At 63.2% G+C, this 17,297-nt stretch carries 12 protein-coding genes; 7 read left to right on the plus strand and 5 right to left on the minus strand.

Annotated features, from left to right (window positions below; genetic code table 11):
- Nucleotides 1-138: 138 nt before the first annotated feature.
- Complete coding sequence (locus tag U1763_RS12560) at nt 139-1,566, minus strand: phospholipase D-like domain-containing protein (protein WP_332755475.1); 1,428 nt, start codon at nt 1,564-1,566, stop codon at nt 139-141.
- Nucleotides 1,567-1,666: 100 nt separating this feature from the next.
- Here U1763_RS12560 and dinB point away from each other — a divergent pair, with 100 nt between their 5' ends.
- Nucleotides 1,667-2,749 carry a DNA polymerase IV gene (dinB, locus tag U1763_RS12565; RefSeq protein ID WP_332755476.1) on the plus strand — a complete coding sequence of 361 codons (1,083 nt, stop codon included), beginning with the start codon at nt 1,667-1,669 and terminating at the stop codon, nt 2,747-2,749.
- Nucleotides 2,750-2,769: 20 nt separating this feature from the next.
- On the opposite strand, the gene U1763_RS12570 is transcribed toward dinB, so the two are convergent.
- The 3 genes from U1763_RS12570 to U1763_RS12580 form a co-directional block, all read right to left on the minus strand.
- Nucleotides 2,770-4,653 carry a CHASE4 domain-containing protein gene (locus tag U1763_RS12570; RefSeq protein ID WP_332755477.1) on the minus strand — a complete coding sequence of 628 codons (1,884 nt, stop codon included), beginning with the start codon at nt 4,651-4,653 and terminating at the stop codon, nt 2,770-2,772.
- Nucleotides 4,653-6,554 carry a GGDEF/EAL domain-containing response regulator gene (locus U1763_RS12575; protein ID WP_332755478.1) on the minus strand — a complete coding sequence of 634 codons (1,902 nt, stop codon included), beginning with the start codon at nt 6,552-6,554 and terminating at the stop codon, nt 4,653-4,655. Before U1763_RS12575 ends, U1763_RS12570 begins: the two co-directional genes overlap by 1 nt.
- A gap of 91 nt (nt 6,555-6,645) precedes the next feature.
- Nucleotides 6,646-7,560, minus strand: coding sequence for an ROK family protein (locus U1763_RS12580; RefSeq protein ID WP_132737796.1), 915 nt, complete (start codon nt 7,558-7,560; stop codon nt 6,646-6,648).
- Nucleotides 7,561-7,748: 188 nt separating this feature from the next.
- On the opposite strand from U1763_RS12580, the gene U1763_RS12585 reads away from it, so the two are divergent.
- Nucleotides 7,749-8,351 carry a Dps family protein gene (locus U1763_RS12585; protein WP_332755479.1) on the plus strand — a complete coding sequence of 201 codons (603 nt, stop codon included), beginning with the start codon at nt 7,749-7,751 and terminating at the stop codon, nt 8,349-8,351.
- 534 nt (nt 8,352-8,885) lie between these two features.
- Here the strand turns inward: U1763_RS12585 and U1763_RS12590 are convergent.
- Complete coding sequence (locus U1763_RS12590; RefSeq protein WP_332755480.1) at nt 8,886-9,833, minus strand: TniQ family protein; 948 nt, start codon at nt 9,831-9,833, stop codon at nt 8,886-8,888.
- 312 nt (nt 9,834-10,145) lie between these two features.
- On the opposite strand from U1763_RS12590, the gene U1763_RS12595 reads away from it, so the two are divergent.
- The 5 genes from U1763_RS12595 (at nt 10,146) to U1763_RS12615 (ending at nt 17,282) form a co-directional block, all read left to right on the plus strand.
- Nucleotides 10,146-10,640: a hypothetical protein gene (locus tag U1763_RS12595; protein ID WP_332755481.1), complete on the plus strand. Its 495-nt coding sequence runs from the start codon at nt 10,146-10,148 to the stop codon at nt 10,638-10,640.
- Nucleotides 10,641-10,860: 220 nt separating this feature from the next.
- Complete coding sequence (locus U1763_RS12600) at nt 10,861-11,658, plus strand: TnsA endonuclease N-terminal domain-containing protein (protein ID WP_332755482.1); 798 nt, start codon at nt 10,861-10,863, stop codon at nt 11,656-11,658.
- A complete protein-coding gene (locus U1763_RS12605) occupies nt 11,655-13,862 on the plus strand; it encodes a TnsB C-terminal domain-containing protein (RefSeq protein WP_332755483.1) in 2,208 nt (735 codons plus the stop codon). The genes U1763_RS12600 and U1763_RS12605 overlap by 4 nt, the downstream gene beginning before the upstream one ends.
- Before the next feature lies 1 nt (nt 13,863).
- A complete protein-coding gene (locus U1763_RS12610) occupies nt 13,864-15,612 on the plus strand; it encodes an ATP-binding protein (RefSeq protein WP_332755484.1) in 1,749 nt (582 codons plus the stop codon).
- Nucleotides 15,609-17,282: a TnsD family Tn7-like transposition protein gene (locus U1763_RS12615; RefSeq protein ID WP_332755485.1), complete on the plus strand. Its 1,674-nt coding sequence runs from the start codon at nt 15,609-15,611 to the stop codon at nt 17,280-17,282. Before U1763_RS12610 ends, U1763_RS12615 begins: the two co-directional genes overlap by 4 nt.
- Nucleotides 17,283-17,297: the final 15 nt, after the last annotated feature.

The following is a 17,297-nucleotide window of genomic DNA, read 5'->3' on the forward strand; positions in this document are numbered from 1 at the left end:
GGTACCGGGGGGTGCCGCGGCCTTTTGTGTGTTCCCCGTCATCCTGACGAAAGTCAGGATCCAGGGCAATCAAGCGATGTATTCGGAACCCTGGGTCCTGACTATCGTAAGGATGACGGGTCGCGGGCGGGGCCGCCCCTACTTCTTCCGCCGCAACCGCCGGAACAGCCCGCGCTTGCTGAGCGACTCGAACATTTCCTCCGGCCCTTCGGGATCGAGCACCTCGTTGTCGGCCAGCCACTCCTCGACCGACGTCAGATCGGGCACCTCATAGGGCCGTACCGTCTTGCCTTCGCCGCGCAGCCGCTCGATCGTTTCGATCAGTGAGCCCGTCTCGGCGATCAGATCGGTCGCCACCGATACCTCCACACCGAGATGTTCCGCGATCAGCCCATCGCGAATCGCCGCAATGCCCTGCGACGTCGCTTCGTCGCTGGCGCGGATTGCGAGGTCGCATTCGGTATCGAGCCGCAGCGAGCGGTTGTTCATGTTCGAAGAGCCGAGCCGGAACACGTCCTCGTCGGCGATCAGGATCTTGGCATGGCAATAGATCGCCTCGCCCCCCGCGGTGTACGGATGATACATCCGCAGCCGGTTATACGTGTCGCGCCGGTGCAGCGCCTCCATCAGCCGCGCGCGTGCGGTGTCCATCGCGATCGGCTCGAGCCAGCCTTGCGCGGTGGTCGGGTTGATGATGACGATCTCGGGGCCGTTGGCTTCGCCGAGCCGCTTGGCGACCGCCTCGGCGATCTTCCGCGACGCGAAATACTGGCTCTCGATGTACAGATGCCGCTTTACGCGGGCGATCTGGCCCAGGAACAGCGCCTCACTCTCGTAGACCGGCTCCTGGTCCGACATTTCGGGTTCGCTGCGCGCGATCGCGACGTCGACGTCGTGGAAATCGACCTCAAGCCCCTCGGGCCAGCTCTTCCCGCCCGGCTTACCCGCCGCCATCTTCATCCCGCCGGCCAGATGCCAGCGGCGACGGAACAGCTCGCCCAGCGCATGCGCGATCGGGCCCTGCACCGCGCTGATCGCGTCATGCCACGGCTTGTACGGCTTGCCGGATGGCTGGACGCGGTGCGGCTCGTCGTCGCGGTGATCGCGCGTGTCCCAGCGGTCGCCGGTCATGTCGATCCCGCCGCAGAACGCCAGCGCATCGTCGATGATCACAATCTTCTGATGATGCGACGCCGCGGTCGGATGATGCCCATCGAGCTTGGTGTGGATGCGCGGATGTTTCATCCACTTCATCATCGTGAAAATCGTCGAGCCGCGGAACAGCGACTTGATCGCGCCGGTATCCCAGCGCAGCACAAACACTTCGAGCTCGGGCTCGCGCTCGACCAACCACAGCATGAATTCGCCGAGCTTCTTGGGTTCGCCGGGCCTCGCGACGCCAGGTTCGAGCTCGATGCGGGCGTCGAAATCCCAGCCGATCAACAGGATACGGCGCTTTGCCCCCATCATGGCAACGCGCGCGGTCCGGAAATACTTCTCCGCATCGACGATCACCGCCATCTGTTCGGCGCGTTCGACCCGCCAGCATTCCGTCCCGACCTGCATTCGCGTCCCTTCGTTTGCCCGTCGGCAGTACCCGCGGCCGCGCGATTGGTTGCGGATGCACCCTGTATCGCCGCCCCTCACGCGCCTATCTAACGCGCTGATGCTTCCTCCTACCCAGCCTCCTGCGCAGCGCAAGGTGATCCATGTCGACATGGATGCCTTCTACGCATCGGTCGAGCAGCGCGACGATCCCTCGCTAAAGGGCAGACCGGTGGCGGTCGGTGGATCGCGCGCGCGCGGCGTGGTCGCGGCGGCAAGCTACGAAGCGCGCGCGTTCGGTGTGCGCAGCGCGATGCCCTCCGTAACCGCGATCCGGCGCTGCCCCGACCTGGTGTTCGTGCCGCCGCGGTTTGACGTGTACCGCGGCGTCTCCGACCAGATCCGCGCGATCTTCGCCGACTACACCGCGCTCGTCGAACCGCTGTCGCTCGACGAAGCGTATCTCGACGTGACCGAGGATATCCGCGGTCTTGGCACCGCGGCGGCGATCGCGGAGGAAATCCGCGCCAGGATCAAGGCGGATACCGGACTGACCGCGTCCGCCGGGGTGAGCTACAACAAGTTCATCGCCAAGCTCGCCTCGGATCAGAACAAGCCCGACGGGATGTGCATCATCACGCCAAAACGCGGCGCTGCGTTCGTCCAGTCGCTGCCGGTCAAGCGGTTCCACGGCGTCGGACCGGTGACCGCGCAGAAGATGGAGCGGCTGGGGATCCTAACGGGTGCCGACCTGTTCGCGCAGACGCTGACGTTCCTCCAGGCACATTTCGGGAGTTATGCGGACTATCTCTACGGCGCGGCGCGCGGCATCGACCATCGCCCGGTGCGGGTCGATCGGGCGGCCAAGTCGGTTGGGGCGGAGCGCACGTTCGAGACCAACCTGACCACCGCGGAAGACCTCCGCGCGGCGCTTCACCGCGTGGCGGATGCTGCATGGGTACGGATCGAACGACACGGCACGCGCGGTCGGACGATCACGCTGAAACTCCGCCACGCCGATTTCCGTACGATCACCCGCGCCAGGTCGTCGCAGGCTGCAGTGACCGACAAGGCGGCGTTCCTTGCAGCAGGACTCGAACTGCTGATGGCGCAACTGCCGGTACCCGACGGCGTGCGGCTGCTCGGCCTGACGCTGTCCGGGATCATGGGCGACGACGACGAGGTGCAACCGAGCCTGTTGTGACCTGTTCGGCCCGGTGCGCGCTACGCCGCGTTGGAGATCGCTGCATCCGCCGCATCCAGCGTCAGCAGCGCGACGGCGCCAAGCCCGGGCCCGTCGCTTTCCAACCGCAGCGTTCCCTTCATCGCGGCCATCGAATTGGCGCACCAGTGGAGCCCGAGCCCGCCCGACTTGTGCGCGCGCGTCGAGAACCCGCGTTGAAACAGCATCGCCCCGGCTTCGGGGGAAAAGCCTTCGCCGTCGTCGCGGATCGCCACGGTGACCCGGCCTGCCGTTTCGGTGATGGTCGCCACGATTGATCCGCTGCCCGTGCCGCGCGCGACGATCGATTCGACCGCGTTGCCGAAGATGTTGCCGATCACCTGACTGAGGATGACCCGGCTCGCCATCACCGGGCTCGGGCCGGCGGGAAAACTGAACGCGATCGAGGTGTCCAGCGAATAGCGCGCGATCGTCGCATTTCGGGCGATGATGTCGCTGACGTCGCACACCTCCAGCGCGGGGCGTTCATGCGCGGCGCGTTGTTGCTGGCCGATGATTTCCAGAACATCCGCCATCGCCTCGCGGCCGATCGCCAGTTCGCGGCGCATGGTCTCGCGATCGGTGGTTTCGGCGTCGATCGCGGCCGCGACGAACATACTGAGTTTGCGGCGACGTGCATCGGGTATGTCGCCGCGCGCGAGTTCGGCGATCGCACGATCGATCGTCGTCCGGTCGACCGCGGCGGACTGCGTAATTCCCTGGCTGAGGATGGTGCTGATCGGATTCAGTGCGTTGCGGACGTTGTGCATGACCGCGACCGCGCTTTCGCTTCGTCCCAAATCGAACGACTGGACTTCGATCTGTTCGCGCAGGTCCTTCAACTGACGCAGCATCGCATTGAAGCTCCTGCCGAGCGAGCCAACCTCGTCGCGCCGGCCGTCCTCTTCCAGCAGCGCTAGCGAGCCCGATGCCCGCACCCGCTGCATGTGGCTTTCGACACGGTGCAGCGGACGCAGCACGAGCCGCTCGATCATCCGCCGGAGCATCACCAGTACCAGCAAGAGCAACATGGTCGAGCCGACAACCGCGAGCAGCAGCATGCGCCGCCCCAACAGCGAGACATCGCGGGGGACGCTGAACCGCGCGCTGGCGACGGCATGACGATCGGCCCCAATCATCGGCACCGCAATCGTCAGCTTCGTGGGGTCGGCGGCAATGGCGACGGCATTGCCGGGCGCTGTGGTGTCGATCTGCGCGCGGGCCCGCAGCACCGTGGACGCTTGCTCGGTCGTCATCACGCGCGCCATCAGGACATAACCGCGCGGAGTGCCGCTACCGTCCGAACGACGGACGCGGGCAACGCCGATCGCTGCCACCGAGTCGCCGATACGGGCATAGAACCGTCCCGAGCTGCGCCGGCCAAGCACCGTGGCAAGATCGGTTCGCGCGATCATCGTCGTCAGTTGCTGACGCCGGATGTTCGCCTGCATGCTACCAGCCGCATCGCGCCAGCGGGCGATCACGACGCTATTGGCGGGGCTGACATAGGCCATGCCGTCGACACCGATCTCGTACATCGCCTGCGGTAAAAGGCTTTCGCGATCGAAACCGGCGCGTGGGTCGGCCATGTAGGCATAGCTGCCGTTCCAGTCGCCATAGTCGCGCACCGCACTTTCGACGCTGGCGGCATAGTCCGATACCGCAGCGCGCGCCCGCGCGACCTGCCCGGCGGTAGCCTTGTCTTCGAGCTGGGTGAAGCTGGGCGTGATGATGCTGGCGAGCAGCAGCGTGATCGCGATCGTCGCGACCAGCCCTACCGCGGTCATGATCATCACCAGCTTGGCACCGAGCGACGAGCGTGTCCGCGTGCGTCCGAACTGCCGGCCCAGAACAGGCGGCAGCCGGCCCATCGCGGCAGACGGCATTAGCCGCGTATCCCGAACGTCTGGCGGATCTTGTGGTCGTCGTTGGACACGTCGTCGCTACCGTCGACCGTGCCGGTCAGCGCCATCTCGAGCGCGCGATCGGCGGTGACCGGGCGCGAGAAGAAATACCCCTGCATATGGCTCGCGCCGGCGAGGCGAAGCGCCTGGACCTGCGCCTCGGTCTCGACGCCTTCCGCGATGACGCCGAGGCCGAGGGCGCGGCCGAGATGGATGATCGAATGGACGATTGCCGCGCTTTCGCGTTCGCGGCCCATGCCATCGATGAACGACTTGTCGATCTTGAGGCAGTCCAGCGCGAACTTGCGGATGTTGTAGAGGCTCGAATAGCCCGTGCCGAAATCGTCGAGCGCGATCCGGAAGCCCATTTGCCGAAGTTTGTAGAGCGTTTCGGCGGCACGCTCCGCATCGTCGAAGATCGCGGTTTCGGTGATCTCGATCTGCAGCCGCGCCGGCGCGATGCCAGCGCGCTGAACGCTCTTCATGATGTGCCCGACGAAATTGTGGCGGCGAAACTGGCGCGGGGAAAAGTTCACCGAGACATATTGGCCAGGCCATTGCTTCAGCACGTCGAGCGCCTCGCCCAGCACCCAGTCGCCAAGTTCGTGGATGAGGTTCGATTCCTCCGCGATCGGAATGAAGATCGCCGGGCTCATCAGCCCATATTCCTGTGTATTCCACCGGACCAGCGCCTCAAACCCGACCACCTCGATCGCATCGCGGGAGACGATCGGCTGATAGACCAGGCTGAGTTCGCCCCTTTCGATGGCCTGGCCGAGACCGGATTCGACGCGGCGGCGAAAACGGATGCCTTCGTCCATGCTCTCGTCGAACAGCCGGACGATGCCGCGCCCGCCGCGCTTCGCGTCGTTGAGGGCAAGGTCGGAACGGCGGATCACGTCGACCGGATCGCCGCCCTGCCCGCCCGCGGTCACAACCAGTCCGGCCGAGGCCCCACCCTGCACCGAATTGCCGAACACCTGCAGACTGACCGAGCACGCGCTCACGATCAGTTCGCAGGCCATCACCGCCGCCGCCTCGCCCGCCGTCTCGAACAGGATCCCGAACTCGTCGCCGCCGAGCCGCGCGACGATCGCTCCCTCGGGCGCAGCCTGATTGAGTATCACGCAGATTTCGCGGATCAGCGCATCGCCGGCGAGATGCCCGAGCGTGTCGTTGACCAGCTTGAAACGATCGAGATCGATCATCACGGTGGCGAACAGCCCTTCGTCGCGCGTCCGTGCCGCCAGCGCCCGCAAAAAGGCGAGCCGGTTGGGTGCGTCGGTCAGCGAATCGTGCGTCGCCATGTGCAGCGCGCGACTCTCGTTCGCCGCCAGTTCGGCACCCTGTTCCTCGAGTTGCACGACCTGTGCCGCGAGCAGGTCGCGCGCCGTCGCCAGATCACGATCGTTCCGCCAGCGCTGCGCGAGTGCGGTCGCGGTCTGCAAAATCTCGGCAACCTCGAATGGCTTGGCGATGTAGAAGATCTTGTCGGCGGGGCCGGCGACCTTGCTGATCTCGATCGGCGAGAAATCCGAATAGCCGGTGACGATGACGATGTTGATGTCCGGATCGAGCGCGCGGATGCGTTTCGCGGTTTCGCGGCCATCGATTCCCGGCGGCATCCGCACGTCGATGAACGCAACCGCGAACGGCTCATCGTCGACCACCGCCCGCTCGATCGCGGCGACCGCGTCGAGCCCCTGGTCGCAATAGGTCAGTACGAACGGGGGCGCATCGTCGGTCGCATCGACGCCGTCGTCGCCGAACAGCTCGACCGCCATCGCGTCCAAGGCGGACCCGGTACGCGATCGTGGCCCGGCGAAACTACGCCGGTAGCTGTCGTGCATCGGCGGCTCGTCGTCCACGATCAGAATGCGCATCGGAAACCGCTCCTCGTGAGACACGACCGTCGCCGTCCAGCGATGGCATACGTGCCTCCAGTTCTTGCTACGAAGCGGTAACGAGGTACGGTTAAGACGCCGTAAACGACGTTTCCAGCTGATGGCCGAGCGCCTGTCCGCCGAGCACGATCGCCCCGAGCGGCCCGGCATTGTTGCCCAGCGCAGGCGGTACGATGAACGTATCGGTCAACGCGACCTCGGGCAGCGTGATATAGCCCCCCAGGCTGCGCGTCATCGCTGCGCGGACGCGGGGGAACAGGTGCGACGCGCCCATCACACCGCCGCCCATCACGATGCGTCGCGGGATCCCGGTCAGCACCAGCGTGTGACACAGCTGCCCCAGCGCATCGGCGACCCCGTCCCAGACCGGATGCTCGGCCGGTGCCTCATCCGCAGGATGACCGATCCGTGCGGCGATCGCCGGACCGGCGACGAGCCCCTCGATGCAGGCGCCGTGGAACGGGCAATTGCCGATCCAGTCGTCGCCGTGGAACCGCGCAGGCCGGATATGGCCGAGCTCGGAATGCGTCAGCCCGTCGACCGGGCGGTTGTTGGCGATCAACCCCGCGCCGACGCCGGTACCGACGGTCACGTACGCGATATCGGGCAGCCCCTTCGCCGCGCCCCAGAACGCCTCGGCGAGCGCCGCGCCGACGACGTCGCTGTGGAAGCCGGTCGGCACGCCGTACCGGCGCTGCAACCGCCCTGCGACATCGGTGCCCGCCCAGCCCGGCTTGGGGGTCGAGGTGATGTGGCCGTAATCATGCGAATGCCGATCGATCGAGACCGGACCGAAGCTGGCGATACCGATCGCGACGAACCCGCTCCACCGGTCGAGCACGGCTTCGATCGCCGCCATCGTCTCGTCGGGCCGGGTAGTCGGGATACGCACGGTTTCCTCGATCTGGTCGGGCCCGCGCGCAAGAATACAGATGCATTTGGTCCCGCCAAGTTCGATACCTGCGACCAGAGGTGCTTCCGTCATCCCAAACTCCCAACACGTTGCGGCGGCCCGCTTCCTTTGTGGACGCCACACAGTCAAGGGGGCGCCGACGGGTAATGATGCTAAGCCCACCGAACGCGATCACTGTGAGCGGACAATTCGTTCGCAGTCGATCCGCGCAGTCGTGCGTTCAACGAGTTCGGTTTACGTCAACAGACAGGAATTTCCCGATGGCGAAGAAGCCCGCAAAATTGCCCAAGCTCGATACGTCGGTCGAGGCGCAGCCGCAGTACAAGGTCGAATACCGCGAGATTCAGCCTTACGGCGCGCTCAAGCGCCTGCCGATCGCGCTGGAGGACAACGCCCGCGCGCAGAGCGTCGCGACGCTGAACCAGGTACTCGCGGATACGATGACGATCCGCGACATGTACAAGAAGCATCATTGGCAGATGTCGGGCGCCACCTTCTACCAACTGCACCTGCTGCTCGACAAACATTACGAGGAGCAGGCTGCGCTGGTCGATCTCATTGCGGAACGGATCATGGCGCTTGGCGGCATCTCGATCGCGATGGCGCACGACGTCGCCGAGATGACGACGATCCCCCGCCCGCCCAAGGGCCGCGAGGATGTCCCGACCCAGCTCGCACGTCTGCTCGAGGCGCACGAGATCATCCTGCGACAGGCGCATGAGGGCGCGGAAGCCGCCGACGAGTCCGGCGACGACGGCACCAACGACCTGCTGGTGAGCAACATCATCCGCACGCACGAGCCGCAGGTGTGGTTCTTGGCCGAGCATCTCGCCGAGACCGAACTGGTCCGCAGCGACAAGTAAGGCGAGACTGAAATCCTCCCCCGCAAGGGGGAGGTGGCAGGCACTTGCCTGACGGAGGGGGAGGTACGCGAAACCGGCGTTCCGCATCCTCCCCTCCGTCATCTTCGGTGACACCTCCCCCTGGCGGAGGTGTGGAACTTGAATAAAGCCGTTCCATTCGGCCTCACGGCATCCAATCGATCTGCGTTCGTGAAACTCATTCCATTTTTTGCATTATGCATTCCTTCGGGTTGTAGCGTCCTGAATGGAGTCGTTCCATTCCGTTGCGTTAATGCCCCGAGGGTGTCGCACGATGCACGATCTCTCTCGGAACATATTGTAGGATGGTAGGACCGCAAGCGCCAGAGATGTACGTAGGATTTCCTGGCACATTCCGCGGGGACGGCGTTCGGTATGCCGTCAGGCGGACCGGGTTAACGCTCTGAGGACGTCTTACGTCGAGGTCCTTGTGGTCAGGTAGCCGTGCGGAACGTGGCGAAGACAGCCTAATCGGCGCGCCCTTACCCTAACGCGCGATGATCCTGATCGCGATCGTCAGATCAACCCGAACGCCAGCTCGATTAGCAAGGCCCGATCTGTGGAACTCGATGTGCTCGACGTCATCTGGGTGTCAAACCAGGTCTGCCTACTGGAAATTTTGAGCCGGATGCGCGGGAACGCCTGCGCAATGGGCCCGAGCGAGCGGTTTATCTCGTCCTGTATGTCCGTAAATCGTAAGCGCCCTGCAGGCGTAAGCAAATCTCGCTCGGCAAGTACGCAACGTAAAAGCTCACGCCATTCGACTGGGCTCCGACGCGGCTTCGACATCGTTTCGGTCGCGGCCATCGCGAGCCTCGCGAGCATGTCTCGGTTCACGTGCTCGGCAACAACCGGCGACGCATCGTCCGGGCAGTTTTTGGAATTGGGAACCTGAAATCCGGGTACGACGCCGGTCCCAGAAATAACACTTTCGCGCAGGATCTCGCCATGCTGTGGGCACACCAGGACAATTGGGATCTGGTGTATGAGGCGCCAGTGTGTCTCCTCATGCTCGGACCTCATGTATTCCAGGCATGCTGGGCAGAACCTCAATCGCGCAAGAAGGCCGACTGGCGCGCCACGCTGACCGGCAAACATCACCGGCTTTCCTTCATCAGGCAACATTTCAGCGGTTAGCCGATCTGCGGCATCGGTGGTCGCATAGGCCGTATAGTAGCCATGTGCAGTATTCTCTCGGAGGAGATCCTCCGGTTGCAGTCCCAAACCCGCTCCCCTCATCGCTATCCGATTGATACTTGTAGGTAGCGTAGGCGAGAATACCCGCTTCTCCATGCCGAACAGATCGATGCAGAGCGCGACGTGATCGAGACCCCGTATCCGCTGATAACGTGCGACGATGCTGTATATGGTTTCGCCGGGATACGGGTCAGGGAAGAACGGCGCTTGGCCGCCGGTCGCAATAGCGCTTCGGGCACGAGACTGGGGACGCGAATTCGATGGCACGCCAGAAGCATGGCATCATCAGTCTTGTGATTCGGTTGAGAAGGCTCAACCTGACCTCCCGTGTCTGAACGGAACCGCGTCATTATCACGAGTATGACGGGCCGTATCATAGTGACGGGACTCCGGTGTTTTAGCTCTGGCCTTTAGTGTTGCTCCCGCGCAACATGTCAAGCTCGAAAGCACATTCTTCAAATAGCGCTGACTTGCGTATTCCCATCCGGGCACGATCTAGATCGTCAAGCCAATCTAGAGACCGTCTCTAGTGTTCATCAGGAATCTACGTTGACTCTCAGAGGGTGGCGTGGAATCCAGATGGTCATGGACGTTGATGATACGAATTCTGCCGATCGGCAGCTCGTTGTGCGGGAGAGTGACGTGCGGGCGACGATCGTCAGGCTTGAGAAGGAGGCGCTGGATCTGGAGGCGCGCGCCGTGCGCGTCCGGACCGATCTAGCCGCCAACCAAGCTCTGCTCGGCTACTTTCCTGATCGCCGCCAGATCGGCGACACGCCGTCCATCCGCGACATGGCGCTCGGCGTCCTGGACGACACTAGTCGGGCAATGGGCGTGCGCGAGATCATCGATGCGATCGAGGCTAGGTTCGGGACGCGGGTCGCGCGCACCAGCCTGTCGCCGATTCTAAAGAAGATGGAAGGCCGTGGGCTCGTCGAGCACGTCGGCACCACATGGATCATGAAAGGAAAGGGACCGTCCGCGCCAACGGACGGTCCCACGGATGATGACCGGTCATCTGATTTCTTTTCTCAACCCAGCAAGAGCGAAAAAGGGGATATCGAAATGTCGTAGACGAAGCCGGCAAACCGAAGTCGTCGTGGTCACCACCAGTTCTGAATCGCAGATACCGAATTCCGGGTCAAGCGTGCGTTTTCGCCCGCTGTGGCCCGTTCGCTGCGCTTAACTTTTCCACACCTCTTCGGCTCACAGACCACCCGTGAACAAGGTGGGTGACAGTTTGACGTCCCTGCTCGTCAGGGCGGCTGTCCCCGTATGCGTGCAGGAGAAGGACATGGCGAAGCATCGCTATCCCAATACCGAGAAGAGGATCGCCAAGCTGGTGTGCGAAGGACGCGGCCAGGGGCATGGCAAGGACTACATCCCCTGGATTAAGATCCACGACTTTTCATCGCTAGGCCGCGTTCATCGCCCCCTAAGCGCGAAGACGCGTCGCGTGATGCACTTGCTGTCCGATGGCGAGAACGAGGTTTTCCTCGAACTCGACGCCTCACCGCGTGTCATCGACATCCGAGAGCAGTACCCCCTGCCCCGGCACACGACGATCATCATCGCAGAGGAACTGGGCGTCCGCCACCCGGCGGCCAACGGCGTCGACGCGGTGATGACGACCGACCTGCTCGTGGATCTCGTTGGCGGTCGGCAGGTCGCGTTCTCTGTCAAAACGGGCGAAGACATGCTCAAGCCGCGCACGATCCAGAAGCTGGAGATCGAGCGCACCTACTGGGCGCGTCGCGGGATCGAGTGCGTGCTGGTCGTGGACGGCAAGAATGTCGACCACCGCATGAACCGCCAGCAGGTCGCCGAATGGCGCAACATCGACAATCTCGTCGGCGGCGACGTCATCGAAGCTGAGTCGGCCGACATGCTGTTCGAGTTGGCCAACACCGTTCAGAACCGGCTGATTGACGCCATCAAGAAAGCCGAGGCGAAGTACGGCTGGGTTCCAGGGACTGGCATCCGCGCCTGCAAGCGACTTTTGGCCACTGGACTGTTGATCCACGTCGGTGACGGTCGCCTCAACATGCGCGGTCCTGTAACGCAGGTCGTCATTGCTGGAGGTGCCTCGTGAACCTCCAGCCTCACGACATCATTCTGACCGGTAACGAGCCCCCGCGCCTCAAGGTGCTCTGGGTCGGAGCCGAGGTGATTTTCGTCAAGGATGCCGATAAGCCGAAGGAATATCCGCATTCCGTTGATCTGGTCGACGTCGCCGATATGGTCGAGTCCGGTGCGTGGACCATCCAAACGGGCATGATGCCTGTCTATCCTCCGGACGACAAACTCACCGACGCCCAACTCGCCAAGCGCGTGGCGAACTGGTCCGTGGTTAAGCCCCTTGTCACTACACACGTCCCTTCGATTTTCATCAAACGTCACCGCGTCACGCTTGTCACGGAGACGGCGCAGCGGCTCGGCTTGTCGGAACGCTGGATTAAAACCCTTCTGCTGCGTGCCTTCGATGGCGGGATGGTACGCGGCTCCACCGACTCCAAACTTGAAAACTGTGGAGCGAAAGGCGAGGATCGTCCCGCGCGGGACGGCGATCCCAAGCGCGGGCGTACTGTCGTTTATGGCGCCAAGTCGGGCAAGAACGTGACCGAGGACATGAAGCGCATGTTCCTCATCTCAGCGGACGAGTGGGAGCGCAAGTCGAAGATCGACATGCCCGCAGCCTACCGCCGCTGCATGAGGATGTTCTTCTCCGAGATTGTGGAAGAACTGCACTCGGTGTGGCCGAAATACATTCCCACCGGGGAATACGAAGCTGCCGGCCTGCCGCGCTTCGAGCAGTTCGTCTACCACGTCAAACGTAATCGAGATCGTATTGAATCCGAGCGCCGCCGTCTTGGTGCTCGCAAGTGGGACATGAAAAACCGCGCTCTGTTGAGTGATTCCAACATTGAAGCGTGGGGTCCGGGGGCACGCTTCCAGATCGATGCGACGATCATCGACGTCTATCTCCGTTCCCGGCGCAATCGCCGCAAGCTGATGAGGCGGGCTACGCTCTACGTCGTCATCGACGTCTTTTCCCGCATGATCGTCGGTTTCTCCCTGAGCCTCGATCCGCCCTCATGGCAGGCGGCAATGACGGCGCTTGCCAATGCCGTTACGGACAAGGTCGCTTTCTGCGCGAAGTATGGGATCTCCATTATTCCCGAGGAATGGCCCTGCAATCACATTTGCGGGATCCTCGAGGGCGATCGCGGCGAGATCGAGAGCCAGAAAATCCTGGGCGCGATCGAGCGCTTCAATATCTCCGTTGAGAATGCGGCCGCTTACAGGGCGGACTGGAAAGGGATCGTCGAATCCCGTTTTCGCATCCTACAGGTCGACTGGAAGCCCTATGTCGAAGGGTATATAGACACCGACTACCAGGAGCGCGGCGGTCGCGACTACCGGCTGGATGCCGTGCTCGACATCGACGATCTGACTCGGATCATCATTCGACAGATCCTCTACTTCAACAACCACCATGAACTGAAGAAGTATCAGCGCGACTCAGGGATGACCGAGGACAAGGTGCCCTCGGTGCCGCGCGAAATCTGGAACTGGGGCATCGGCAACATCGGTGGCCTACCGCGTGCGCCCAAGGAGGAGCTTTTCCTTTTCGCGCTGCTGCCCACCGCGGAAGCGTCTGTCACGCCGTTCGGAATCTCCTATCACGGCAATCACTACACCTGCCCTTACGCCGTCAAGAAACGCTGGTTCGAGAAGGCCCGCAAAAAGCGCTTCAAGGTCACGATCAGCTACGACAAACGCGATGTCGATCTTATCTACGTTCACATCGACGGAGAGCCGAACGGATATGAGGTCGCGCAGCTGACCCCAACCAGTCGTCGTCGCTTGGGCTGGGACGGATGGGAGGTCGAGGACGATATCCGCGAGGTCAACCATGTGTCCGCCGACCGTCGGGACGAGCAAACCATGAAACGTGTCGGCATGGAGTCCAAAAACGAGTCAGAAGTCGGAGAGGCGAAGGCCAAATACGACGCCTTGCCCAACAAGGACCGCAACTCCGAGCAGACGAGTGATCTACGGGCGAAGACGGCCGTAGAGCGCGAGCTCGATCGTGCCGATGACGTCGCGGAATACCAGACCAAGATGGGCGTGAGGAAGCCGGGAACGAACGTCGAGCCGGTCGTAGCACCGACGTCGCTGTCCGAGAACGCGAGCAGGATGAGCGAGGCAGACACATTCCCCGAAGTATCCAAGAAACCGCATGCGAAGCCCACCATGCGCGACATGATGAAGGCAGCAGGAAGGAGTAAGTAGCGTGAGCACGACTGACAGCAAAGCCAATCCCACCAGTTCTGAAGTACCCGACGGTTGGCTGCCCGAACTCTGGAACAATCCCTTCACGCGTGCTCTCGGCAAGCCGCCGACGCTGGCTGAGCGGATCGACCTGCTGACCGTACCGGCCGAACACGCTGACAGCGAGCGAGAGCTTCCCCACGACCAGCGCAAATATGCCGTGTTGCGCTTGTTCGAGGTCAGCGTGCCGATCGAGCGCCACGTGATGCTGGTGGAGCGCATCCACATGGTAATCCGCCAGGGATACAAGGCGCGCAACCCGGCCAACGGCTGGCACCGCAAGGCCTATCTCTCTAGCGCGGCGGGCATCGAGCGCTTCTTGGGATCTCGCAGCAAGCAGGGCATCGATTTCGCCAAGGAGTTCGCGGAGATGAACGTCGACGAGGGGTTCGTGACCGAGACCGCGAAGGCGGTCGCCGCCACCCGTCCGCCCACCGTGGGCATGGGCGCGTCAGGCTTCGTGCTGATCGGTCCGCCGGGAATGGGTAAGACCATGGTTTCCGACCGGGTGGTGTCCTCCTTGCCCGAGACGGTGGTCCCCGAGACGTCGTACCACGTCGTTCAGATCCCGTGCCTCAAGATTGAATGTCCGTCGAAGGGCGGGCGGCGCAGCTTCTGTATCTCGGCGTTCGACGCAATCGACCAGCGTCTAGGCACGAAGTATTCGGAGACGTTCAGCGCAAACTCGCGGATCGGCGCCGATCACATGATGCTGCTCCTCCAACACCTAGCGGTTCTGCATGGAATCGGCCTGATCGTGGTCGACGAGCTCCAGCACCTGCTGCAGTCGTCCGAGGGACCGCGGCCGCTGATCAACTTCCTGGTTACGCTCGTGAACCTGCTTGGCGTGCCAATCATGCTGATCGGGACGAACGAGGCGCGCAGCATCATCCAGACCGCGTTCCGCGAGGCGCGTCGCGCTTCTGGCCTGGGCCAGCCGAACTGGGAGCCCCTGCGCCGTGGAGAGGAGTGGGACGACTGGCTGACGGAGATGTGGCGCTACCAGTGGACCAATGTTCACAGTCCGCTGACGCCAGAGATCTCCGAGGCCGTCTTCGACGAAAGCCAGGGCATTATCGACATCGCCGTGAAGCTGCTCATCCTCGCGCAGATGCGCGCCATTTCCAAGGGGGAAATGGGGGACGAGGAGGTGCTTGACGAGCAGCTCTACCGCCTGGTCGCCAAGGAGGAGTTCGGCATCGTGGCACCGATGCTAGCGGCGCTGCGGGACGGCAACATGGCCATCCTTGCGACGATCCCGGACCTGATGCCGCTCGAGAAGCATGTCGAGGACGTGCTCGAACGCGCTCTGGGCATGCCGGCAACGGAGTTTCGCCGTCTGCGCGATCTCCGCACGGCGATCGCTTCGGCTGAGAAGGATTCCGAATCCTCCCATCTCGCCGGTCTGAAGGTGGGTCTGATCCGGCGTGGCCACGCGGCAGAGTTGGTCGAGCGCATCGTGGCGCAGGCCGTTGCGTCCAATGCCCTGGATGACATCTACGGCATCACCGAAACCGTAGCTGACCTGTTGAAGGCGGAGAAGTCGCCGCGCAAGCGCAGCGGCGGCGCAGGCGGCTCCGGGCTCAAGCTCACGCCAAAGCCACATCTGCCTGGTGGCATCGGCGCCACGATCGAGGGCGCTGAGGATCCAATCGAGGCACTGAAGGCTGCCGGGCTGGCTAAGACGGTGAAGGAGGCCATCAAAGCGTGACGGCGTCCTTCCTGCCCGAGATCGTTGAAGACGAACTTCTGTTCGGCTTCCTGTCACGTCATCGCCGCTCGGTGGGTCTCCCGCCGGCGTCGAAGCACGTTGAGACGATGTTCGGCCACAGGACGACCGTGGCGGCGCTAGATTTGCCGGTGGGCCTCTCGGCACTGGCGGAGCGCGTGGGCAGTGGGTTCGACGCGGATCGTCTGACCTATGACCATACCCTTTTCCCCTATTACACCGCCCACCAGACGGATGATCGACGTAAGAAGGCACTGCAAGCGGTTAGGAGTGGTGACGGTGGCAGTATGAAGACGGCCCTTGGCCTCGTCGCCTTCAGAATCCAGCCGTTGAACAATCTACGCTACTGCCCCGTGTGCGTAATGATCTCGGCAGGACAGGTTGGCGAGGAATGCTGGCTGAGGGCGCATCAACTGCCTGGAAGCCTTGTCTGCCACCTCCATGGTGCATCGTTGTTGTTGGCCGACGCCAGCGAACGTGGCCGACATGAATTTTGGGCGCCCGACCCGGTCAGTCTGCCCATGACAGGCGGGGTCGCGTTCAGCGATACCGTGAGGGAGCGCCTCCAGCTCGTCGCGGCCGCGCAGGCGGCGATGCTGGGCGGCCAGCCCGCGCACGACTTCGATCACTGGGGACCGCACTACCACCGTCGTCTTGCGAGGGCTGGCTTTGTTCCGGCTGGCCGCCAGGTGGAGCAGGTGCGCCTCGAGGACGCCTTTCTGACTTTTTATGACACCTCTCTCGAGCTTTTGCCGCCGGCGGTCTCGTCGCTCGGCGAACACGGTTGGCTGGCCGCGATGCCGCGCCGTCACCGGAAGGCCGTACATCCGCTGCTTCACGCCCTGCTGAACGTGTTCTTGGATGCACAAGCCGACAGCATGGGTCCTTTTGGAGTTGGTCCGTGGCCGTGCCTGAATCCGCTTGCCGATCATTATAGCGAGACGGTGATCGCGACCATGACCCACTATGCGAACCGCTCGGCCCGCATCGGCGTGTTCGTCTGTGGTTGCGGCTATGCCTACACGCGCGGCCTTTCGCCTGCAGGGATCGTCGGGCCTCCTCGCCTGAGGAGCGGCGGTCCGCTAATGGAAGCCGCCCTGAGGCGTCTCGTGAAGCCTGATGCGAGTCTGCGCGAGGTCGGACGTCTGACCGGGTTGGATCCCAAGACTGTGGTGCGCGAAGCTGCTTCGCTCGGCCTAGCGCTGCCCTGGTCGACCAAGCCTTCGGGAAAGCCGAAGGCTGTCGCCGCTGATCCTCTACAACGCCAAATGAAAGGACGTAATCGTACACCTTCCGGCATCCGCCGCGACTGGCAGGCGCTGGATGGGGATACGGTTAAAGAGTTGATTGTTGCCGAGGCTGCCATCCGCGTTCGTGTGCCGCCCGGACGTGTCAGCTATGAAGCGCTGGAACGCGAGACGGTCGGTCGCGGCTGGCTACGCAAGCGCGCGGCGAAGATGCCGCGATCGCACGCGTTGGCCCACGCAATGAGCGAGACCATCGAGGCATTCCAGCGTCGACGCACTCAGGCCATTATCACCGCGCTGCCTACCGCGCAGGCGTGGAAGGTGATGCGCGCGGCCGGCCTGAAGGGATCGGAATTGAAGATGGTGCACGACCTGATGCGCGGCGAATCTAGCCCCTCCCTCTGAGCGCCCACCGAAAGT

It is taken from the genome of Sphingomonas sorbitolis, from assembly GCF_036663875.1.
In the GTDB taxonomy this organism is placed as follows: Bacteria; Pseudomonadota; Alphaproteobacteria; order Sphingomonadales; family Sphingomonadaceae; genus Sphingomonas.